At 40.9% G+C, this 8,633-nt stretch carries 9 protein-coding genes; all 9 read left to right on the forward strand.

Annotated features, from left to right (window positions below; translation table 11 throughout):
* The first annotated feature begins 130 nt into the window (after nucleotides 1–130).
* A complete protein-coding gene (locus DBR11_RS06445; RefSeq protein WP_108550787.1) occupies nucleotides 131–766 on the forward strand; it encodes a nitroreductase family protein in 636 nt (211 codons plus the stop codon).
* Between the two features lie 83 nt (nucleotides 767–849).
* The gene (locus DBR11_RS06450) at nucleotides 850–1,599 is read left to right on the forward strand and encodes a DeoR/GlpR family DNA-binding transcription regulator (RefSeq protein ID WP_108550788.1); all 750 of its coding nucleotides are present in this window, start codon (nucleotides 850–852) and stop codon (nucleotides 1,597–1,599) included.
* A gap of 95 nt (nucleotides 1,600–1,694) precedes the next feature.
* The gene (locus DBR11_RS06455) at nucleotides 1,695–2,819 is read left to right on the forward strand and encodes an acyltransferase (protein WP_108550789.1); all 1,125 of its coding nucleotides are present in this window, start codon (nucleotides 1,695–1,697) and stop codon (nucleotides 2,817–2,819) included.
* 48 nt (nucleotides 2,820–2,867) lie between these two features.
* Complete coding sequence (locus tag DBR11_RS06460) at nucleotides 2,868–3,689, forward strand: helix-turn-helix domain-containing protein (protein ID WP_108550790.1); 822 nt, start codon at nucleotides 2,868–2,870, stop codon at nucleotides 3,687–3,689.
* Nucleotides 3,690–3,713: 24 nt separating this feature from the next.
* Nucleotides 3,714–4,826, forward strand: coding sequence for an FAD-dependent monooxygenase (locus DBR11_RS06465; RefSeq protein WP_108550791.1), 1,113 nt, complete (start codon nucleotides 3,714–3,716; stop codon nucleotides 4,824–4,826).
* 40 nt (nucleotides 4,827–4,866) lie between these two features.
* Nucleotides 4,867–5,769 (forward strand): AraC family transcriptional regulator, encoded by a 903-nt coding sequence (locus tag DBR11_RS06470; RefSeq protein WP_108550792.1) that lies wholly within the window; start codon nucleotides 4,867–4,869, stop codon nucleotides 5,767–5,769.
* 71 nt (nucleotides 5,770–5,840) lie between these two features.
* On the forward strand, nucleotides 5,841–6,674 hold the full coding sequence (locus DBR11_RS06475; RefSeq protein ID WP_108550793.1) for an SDR family NAD(P)-dependent oxidoreductase: 834 nt from the start codon (nucleotides 5,841–5,843) through the stop codon (nucleotides 6,672–6,674).
* 243 nt (nucleotides 6,675–6,917) lie between these two features.
* A complete protein-coding gene (locus tag DBR11_RS06480; RefSeq protein WP_158275223.1) occupies nucleotides 6,918–7,526 on the forward strand; it encodes an RNA polymerase sigma factor in 609 nt (202 codons plus the stop codon).
* A 113-nt stretch (nucleotides 7,527–7,639) separates the two neighbouring features.
* A partial coding sequence (locus DBR11_RS06485; protein WP_146186478.1) for a FecR family protein occupies nucleotides 7,640–8,633 on the forward strand: 994 nt, incomplete at its 3' end.

Raw genomic sequence — 8,633 nt, forward strand, 5'->3', positions numbered from 1 at the left:
CCCATACTCCAATGCCACCAAAGGTAATATAGAGGTAAAGCTAACTGTTTCTAACAACTAAATTTTCTAAAATACCTGGAACAGCTCCTCGTATTTATTCCCAATTTAAAATTAAAAGCAATAAAGTTTAATGACATTGATAGAAGACCTTCATTGGAGACATGCGGTAAAAGCATTTGATCCCACTAAAAAAGTAAGCGAAGAAAATCTCAATAAGATTCTGGAAGCTATAAGATTAGCACCTACTTCATCGGGTTTACAACCTTTTAAAGTATTGGTTGTTGAAAATCAGGAAATCAAGGAAAAACTGGCAGAAGGAGCATTAAATCCAGAGTGTATGCGTGAGTGTTCAAGCGTTATCATTTTTGCCGCCTGGGATACCTATACTGCAGAAAGAATTGATAAGATGTATGACCTTACCACAGATGAAAGAGTGTTACCGAGAGGACGTTTTAGCAGCTATACTGATAAATTGAAATCTATCTATCTGGATCTTCCTGCGGAGGTTAATTTTGCGCATGCAGCAAGACAAACCTATATTGCTTTGGGCCTAGCTTTGGCACAGGCAGCAGAACTAAAAGTGGACAGTTGTCCGGCAGAGGGTTTTGACCATGATGTAATTGACAAAGTATTGGAGCTGGAAAAATTTGGATTAAAAAGCGTTTCATTGATATATATTGGTGTTGCGGATAGTAAAAGAGATTGGATAGCGCCTATGAAAAAGGTAAGAATTCCTAAGGAGGAACTTGTGCTGAAGTTTAAATAAAGTAGTAGGTGAGATTTTGATCCAAATCATTTTAATGATGCCAGATTTTATGCAGTGGCTGAAAGAATTATATTTGCAGGGAAATGATCAGAGAAAAACGGTTTGAGCATATAATCTCAAGTTTGAAGAATACAGGTACGGTCACCTATAGTGGGATGTCCAATGACCTGTCAGTTTCTGAGGATACCATCCGCAGGGATATCGACTATCTACACGAGAATGGCCTTTTGTCAAAAGTCAGAGGCGGAGCGATTTCACGCAATAAAAATCCACTTTCCTTTCAAGACCGCACTGATTTTCATTCAACAGAAAAAGAAATTATCGGAATGAAAGTTCAATCTTTACTGAAGACGGGCATGAGCGTTTTCATGGATGGAGGAACCACTGTATGTGCAGTTGCAGAATGCTTGCCATCTAATACTTCATTGAGAGTCATAACAAATAATATAGCCCTGGTTCCTTTGTTGGCACAGTTCAGGAGTATAGAGGTTATTGTACTTGGCGGAAACTATGACAGGGATACGCAAACAAATACAGGGGCCAGAACATGTGATGAGGCCGCAGAGTTTGTTGTCGATCTTTATCTTATGGGCACTTGTGCAATTTCAAAGGATTTTGGCATAACATCGGCAATAAGAGAGGATGGGGCTGTAAAGAAAGCAATGTTGAAAGGTTCGAAAACAGTAGCTGTGCTTAGCAATAGTAAGAAAATAGGAACCAACGAACCCTTTGTAGTCTGTGATCTCAATAGAATTAGTGTTCTGATTACAGAACTTCCAAGTGATCATCCTAAACTAGATGAATTGCGTTTTAAGAATCTAAAGATTATTTAATTCTTGATTATTGGATTAGTTATTCGGAGTAATGTAGGTTTATTTATTGCGATTAATAGCAAATTTGCATATAATTGCAGAAATTATTCTGTTTCATGCAAAACCAGACCAGCAACCTCAAATCAAAACCACATTATCCAATTCTGGATGGGCTTCGTGGCATCGCGGCACTTATCGTTGTAGGGTTCCATATTTTCGAACCTAATGCTACCAATTCGCTTGATCAGTTCATTAATCATGGGTATTTGGCCGTCGATTTTTTCTTTATCCTATCCGGTTTTGTGATTGGATATGCCTATGACGACCGTTGGGATCGGATGACTTTGTCTGGTTTTTTCAAACGGCGGCTGGTACGATTGCAGCCGATGGTGGTTATGGGCATGATTATAGGCGCGTGTTTATTTTACTTTTCGGACTCACCAAAATGGCCTATGATCCACACCATTCCCTTATGGGCTGTTATACTGACGATGCTTGTAGGTTTTACGTTGATCCCTCTTCCTCCTTCAATGGACATTAGGGGATGGCAGGAAATGCACCCGCTTAATGGCCCTGGCTGGTCCTTGTTTTATGAATATGTTGCGAATATTCTTTATGCCATTGGTGTGAGGAAATTCTCAAAAAAGGCTTTGGCGGTTCTTGTGATGATTTCCGGTGGCTATCTGATCTATTATGCGGTGAATAGCAAAAGTGGAGACCTGATGGGGGGCTGGACAGTAAATAGTGAACAACTTACGATCGGTTTTACCAGGCTGATGTACCCTTTCTTTGGTGGACTTCTGTTGTCGAGGATGATCAATATTTCTAAGATCAAGGGCTCTTTTTTAATCAGCTCAGTATTGATCGCTATTGTGTTATTTATGCCACGAATAGGAGGGGAAGATCACAGGTGGATGAATGGCCTTTACGAATCGCTTACTATTGTACTCCTCTTTCCTGCTATAATTTATGTCGCTGCAAGCGGAGCAGTGTCAAAAGGTATTGAATCCAGTTTATGCAAATTCCTGGGTGATATTTCTTATCCAATCTATATTACACATTTTCCATTGATCTATGTATATTCTGCGTGGCTAAGCAATAATCCTCAGGCTGGTACAGGGATGAAAGTTATATATGGTTTTCTTACCTTTATCGGAGCTATCCTTATCGGTTACCTTAGTTTAAGGTTTTATGATGAACCTGTTCGTAAATGGCTCCAAAAAAAGCTTGGAAATGTATAAATAGTTTTAGAAAAAGATAAATCAATTTAAATCGTCTTACCTTTAGTTATGGCACATAGGGAACTTGAAGCACCTGCAGAAATCCAGAATAGCATAAGGGAGATTTGGTACCGGGAGAAAGACTTTGGAGCATCGCCTTCCGCTTTTGAGGTATTGCCTGACGGTCATGCTGAGATTATTTTTTATTTTGGAAGCGGCTGCAGTTTGATGGTTGACGACCGGCCTGAGCCATTGCCTTCGCCATTTATAGTTGGGCTGTTAGGAAAGCCGGTCTGTTTTTATGCTAAAGGTCGTTTACAAATCGTTGGGGTAAAGTGTTTACCCTGGGCGGTGTACGATCTGCTCAAACTACCGTCGGTTAAAGGCGGGATACAAATTTTTACACACCCCATAGCGTTATTACAAGCAGATCTGCAACAGCTACTACAGGTCGAAAAGATTGATGAAGCACTGGCGTTGGTACGAGATTGGTTTGTAGATACCTGCCAGGCGGTAGCTCCAGCTCCTGTATTGATCAAAGCCGGTCTGGCAATGCAGGAAGCAAATGGTTCTTTGCCGGTAAATCTGGTGGCCGCAGCTGCACACGCCACTGTCAGAACGTTGGAGCGAAAATTTAAGGCTTCATCTGGTCATACCTTAAAAGATGTGTCAGGGCTGATACGTTTTGAACAGGTACGTAATCGTTTGTGGGATAACCCCGATACACCCATTTCCGGTTTGGCGCATGAATTGGGCTATGCCGATCAGTCTCACCTGAACCGGGAGTTTAAGCGCTATAGCAGCACTACGGCTGCTGCTTTTGCCAAACAGACCAAGGCAAGAAAAAAAGAGCTCTGCGATGATTTTGTCGCAATTGTTCTATCCTCCTAACCAACTGGTTCGGATTTTTGTACCATGAAAGATCAAAAAGTACTTATTTCCGGTGCCAGTATTGCGGGCCTGTCAACAGCATGGTGGCTCAACCATATCGGCTACCAGGTAACTGTTGTTGAACTTGCCGGTGCACCGCGGGTTGACGGGGCGGCTGTTGACCTAAACGGCCCAACAGTAGAAATAGCTAAACAAATGGGACTGTACAAACAGCTCAAATCATTCCACTTAGGCGTCGATCGCATCGAATATAAGAATGCAGATGATGTAACTGAAGGCACTATGATCATCAATGATGGTTCCGAATCCTCTGGTGATGAAATCGAGATCGAGCGCGAAAAATTTGTAGAGGTACTGATGGGGGCGCTGAAAAATAAGGTGGAATTCATGTTTAGCAATACGATAACTGCACTCGAAGAGACAGGAGACAGCATCACTGTGGCCTTCAATCATGGTAGTCAGCGAATTTACGATCTGGTAATTGGCTGCGATGGCTCGCATTCCGCTACCAGGAAGATCTGGTTCGGGCCTGAAAACGATTACGTTCATTTCTTAGGCGCATATTTTTCTATTAGTATTATCAATAAGGTGCTTGTTCCGCAAAGGACGATGCAAACCTTTAGCGTGCCGTACAAATCTGTGATGCTGAATGCTTATAATCATAAGACGGATATCATATTTTTGTTCATTTCTGAAACCAATATACCTTACAACTATCGCGATATTGCCAGACAGCGCGAGATCATCGATCAGCAATTTGAAGGGCAAGGCTGGCGGACGGCGGAGCTCCTGGAGGAAATTGAGCAGTCGGACAGTTTCTATTTTGACAAGTTCTGCCAGATCAAAATGCCCTCCTGGTCAAAAGGAAGGGTAGCATTAGTTGGTGATGCTGCCTATTGCCCATCACCTGCTGCAGGGCAGGGAGGCTCTTTGGCTATACAGGGTGCGGCCGCTATCGCCGATGCTTTGCTCAAACATAAAGGCAACCATGAACTTGCTTTTATGGAGTACGATAACAGCCTGCGACCTGCAATTGAAGAAATTCAGGCCATCGCCGAACAAAATGTAAAAACAAATTTTGTCTTAAAAACTGAAGGAGAAATCCGTAAACGCAATACAGAAGCAAAGTTATTTTAAACATATTTGTATACACGTAAACAATAGGGCAAACTGAATTATGGCCAAAACAACGGAATCACTTGAAGAATTTTACAGGCATAAGTTAAACAAGCCATTGGTAAACTCAAATCATATTGGGCAGTTTAACATATTCTCCATTAAGGACCAGATCAAATCTAATTCGTCATCTCCTACCTATATCCGTCGTGATTTTTATAAGATCATGTTCTTTCAGGGTAAAAATATTTTTCATTTCAGTGATAAAAGCATACCGGTAAATGGGAATACTTTGCTCTTTTTTAACCCGAGGGTGCCTTATACTTATGATGCACTTCAGGTAGGTACTGATGGCTATTTTTGTGTTTTTAAGGATGAATTTTTGAAAGACAATCACCGGATGAACCTGAACGAACTTCCTCTGTTTTGTTCCGCAGAACAACCCATATTTATGCTCGGCACTGAGGAAAGTAAAGAAGTGAGCATTTGTTTTGAAAAAATGATTAAAGAATTGAATACAGATTATATCTATAAATATGAACTGATAAAGAATTATATCATGGAGTTGATTTATTTAGGAATAAAGCTTCAGCCTACATCAAGACTTTATCAACATCCCGATGCAAGTTCCCGTATTACCGCTGTTTTTACGGAGTTACTGGAACGTCAGTTTCCTATTGAATCAACTGCCCAGCGTTTTGAATTGCGTTCACCGAAGATGTTCGCCGACCGCCTTGCGGTTCATGTTAATTACCTCAATCGTGCTATTAAGAAGAATACAGGACGAACGACAACAGATCATATTTTTGAACGGCTGACCAGTGAAGCCAAAGTGTTATTACGCCATACCAGCTGGAGTGTAGCGGAGATTGGCTATGTCTTAGGCTTTGAAGATCCGGCGCATTTTAACCATTTTTTCAAAAAACAAACGAAAAATACGCCGCTCACTTTTAGATCGGTTTGAATTTGACAATCATCGGTTCTTATTAGACAATTTTAAGAAGCCAATCACCCATAGCTTTGTTAAAAAAAGTTATGGATACTAATAAGGTATGGTATATTACCGGCGCATCTAAGGGCTTAGGCTTGTCGCTGGTGAAACAATTATTGGCAAAAGGGTATAAGGTTGCTGCTACATCGCGAAACACCAACGCTTTTGATGCAATTACGGGCTGTCAGGAAAATTTCTTACCCTTAGTTACCGACTTGAAAAGTGAGGAATCAATAGCAACCTCCATTGGAGAGACTGTTAAGAAATTGGGTAAATTAGATGTTGTAATCAATAATGCTGGTTATGGATTGGGCGGTGCATTGGAAGAGCTGACTACAGAAGAAATAACTGAAAACTTTGAAGTTAACTTCTTCGCCGTTGTAAGAGTGATACAACAGGCCTTGCCCTATTTAAGAAAGCAACGCTCTGGTTTTATTATCAACATTTCCTCTATTGCAGGTTTTGCCCCAGGCACAGGTTGGTCTATGTATTCAGCAGCTAAGTTTGCAGTGAGCGGTCTTTCAGATGCACTGGCAAATGATTTGAAGCCACTAGGTATACACGTTACAAACGTAATGCCCGGCTGGTTCAGAACCAATTTTGCCAAGTCTGGTTCTATTGCCTATCGGAAAAAGTGTATCGAAGACTATGATTATCTGCAGGAGTTCCATGAAAAGCTGAATAGCATCGATGGCTCACAATTAGGTGATCCAGACAAAGTTGCTGATGTGTTTATCCAACTCGTTAACAGTAAGAATCCTGCAGTAGATTTGTTTCTGGGGAGTGACGCCTTTACCCGTGCAAAAGCCCGCTTAGAACAACTCAACGGTCAAATGGACGACTGGAAGTCGCTAAGCTATGCTACCGATTTTGATTAAATATAAAAGAGTTTTCTTGCCGTTATCTGGGATAAACTTAGAGGGCGAAATTATTAGGTGCGGTGAAAGTTATCTAAAGGCATAAGATCCCCTCAACGGGCCCTATTTATCAAAGATAAGGCCCGCTGTTTTTTTAGTATAATGAAGACGCTTAACATAATTCCTTAACATAAGCATAATACTATGCTTCCTGTCGCATGTATTTCTTCAGCTAAATTTGTTCTCGCTATTTTCAATGAAACCATGAAGTTGCATAAAGAACTTTCAGATCAGAATTTGTTGGATGCTTTTCAATCGGGCAATATAAAAGCTTATGACCTTTTATTTGACCGTTATTTTAAGCGGATTTATGGTTTTGCATTCTCTCTGCTTAAAGATAGCGAGACGGCAAGAGAATTGGCGATGGATGTCATGATCAGGCTGTGGCAAAAAAAAGGAGGAATTCAGCTACAATTAGGGTTACAGGCTTACTTATTTAAATCCGTGAGGAACTCGATCTATAATCATCTCAGAAAGTCAAGAATCCTGACCCATTCGCTGGATGCCTATCCGGAATATCAAGAAAAATCTGTCGAAGCAGCAGATGCTGCACTTCTCTATGGTGAACTTGAAGAGATATTTGCGGAGAAACTTGAAGGGCTATCTCCACAGCGCAGGAAGATCTTTGAATTTAGCCGTATCGAAGACCTCACTTATGTTGAAATCGCAGAAAAAATGGGTCTTTCTGTCAGTACAGTCCGAAATCAGATGAGTGCAACGCTAAAATATTTTCGTGAACACATGTCGGAGCATCAGGAAGTCTCTGCTTTTCTCATCCTGATTTCTATTTTGTTCAGGAATAGAATCAATTGATTTGAAATTATTCGTTTGATATTCAGTTTGTTGATGTTGTTTTATTGAAAAAAATATTTCTTCACTAGTATTGTTTTCTGAAAATGGTGTCTTGCCCTTTCAAATCACTTTGAATGGAGCAACCAGTAGACAGACCATTAATTAGAAAATTTATTGCCGGAGCCTGTTCCGATGCCGAACAGCTTGCTGTAAATCGTTTTCTTGAATTGCCAGAAGGCGAAGCTCTTTTTAACGAAGTGTTGAAAGAACAATGGGAGGAAGCAGCAGATTTTCAACCTGACAACACATTGCTTAGCCAGTGGAAGAAACAATTGTATGATCGTATAGACAACAAGCAGGAGGCAGACAATACAGATACTGGAGTGCAAAGAAAAATCAATTATTTTACCCGATACGCTGCGATTTGGATTGTAGCGATTCTGGGAATTGGTGGATACGCCGCTTACCAGCTTAAATACAACAAGCCAGCCGAGCAACACGTTGTGGAGCTGGTAGAGGAATCTAATCCTTATGGACAGCGCAGCTCCTTCTTGCTGAGCGACAGCACCAGGGTTTACCTTGGAGCAGGAAGTAAACTTTCTTTTTCTAAAAATTTTTTAAGAAAACAAAGAATAGTAAAGCTCGTTGGAGAAGCATATTTCGAGGTGACTAAAAATCCAAAAAGGCCTTTCGTTATCTATACAGGTTCTGTCAGAACTACCGTTCTGGGCACTTCTTTTAAAATCAATGCCTTCCAGGGGAAGCCGCTCATGGTGGCGGTAACAACGGGTAAAGTAAGAGTAGATCATCTGCTTAACAATCAGCAGTCACAGTCATTGGCTGTGTTAACTCCCGGTCGGATGCTGACCTATGATCAAGGAAACGTACTTGAAGCTGGGATATCTATTAGCGACACGGAAAAATGGAAAAATGGTTTACTGGTTTTCAAAGCGGCTCCGCTGAAAGAACTCACGGCAGAAATAGGCAGGTGGTACAATGTTTCGATAGCCATCAATCGAAAATCACTTTCAGAAATTCCGGTTTCAGTTACTCTCGATGCCAATGTGCCCATCAATAAACTTTTAGATGCGTTATCTCTGGTTGGAAATTTCAAGTATAGACTAAAGG

The sequence above is a fragment of the Pedobacter sp. HMWF019 genome, assembly GCF_003061025.1.
Lineage (GTDB): Bacteria > Bacteroidota > Bacteroidia > Sphingobacteriales > Sphingobacteriaceae > Pedobacter.

Excerpts from the sequence above, each read along its gene's own strand:
- DBR11_RS06445 (WP_108550787.1), top strand. The coding sequence starts at position 131 with ATGACATTGATAGAAGACCTTCATTGGAGACATGCGGTAAAAGCATTT.
- DBR11_RS06450 (WP_108550788.1), top strand. The coding sequence starts at position 850 with ATGATCAGAGAAAAACGGTTTGAGCATATAATCTCAAGTTTGAAGAAT.
- DBR11_RS06455 (WP_108550789.1), top strand. The coding sequence starts at position 1,695 with ATGCAAAACCAGACCAGCAACCTCAAATCAAAACCACATTATCCAATT.
- DBR11_RS06460 (WP_108550790.1), top strand. The coding sequence starts at position 2,868 with ATGGCACATAGGGAACTTGAAGCACCTGCAGAAATCCAGAATAGCATA.
- DBR11_RS06465 (WP_108550791.1), top strand. The coding sequence starts at position 3,714 with ATGAAAGATCAAAAAGTACTTATTTCCGGTGCCAGTATTGCGGGCCTG.
- DBR11_RS06470 (WP_108550792.1), top strand. The coding sequence starts at position 4,867 with ATGGCCAAAACAACGGAATCACTTGAAGAATTTTACAGGCATAAGTTA.
- DBR11_RS06475 (WP_108550793.1), top strand. The coding sequence starts at position 5,841 with ATGGATACTAATAAGGTATGGTATATTACCGGCGCATCTAAGGGCTTA.
- DBR11_RS06480 (WP_158275223.1), top strand. The coding sequence starts at position 6,918 with ATGAAGTTGCATAAAGAACTTTCAGATCAGAATTTGTTGGATGCTTTT.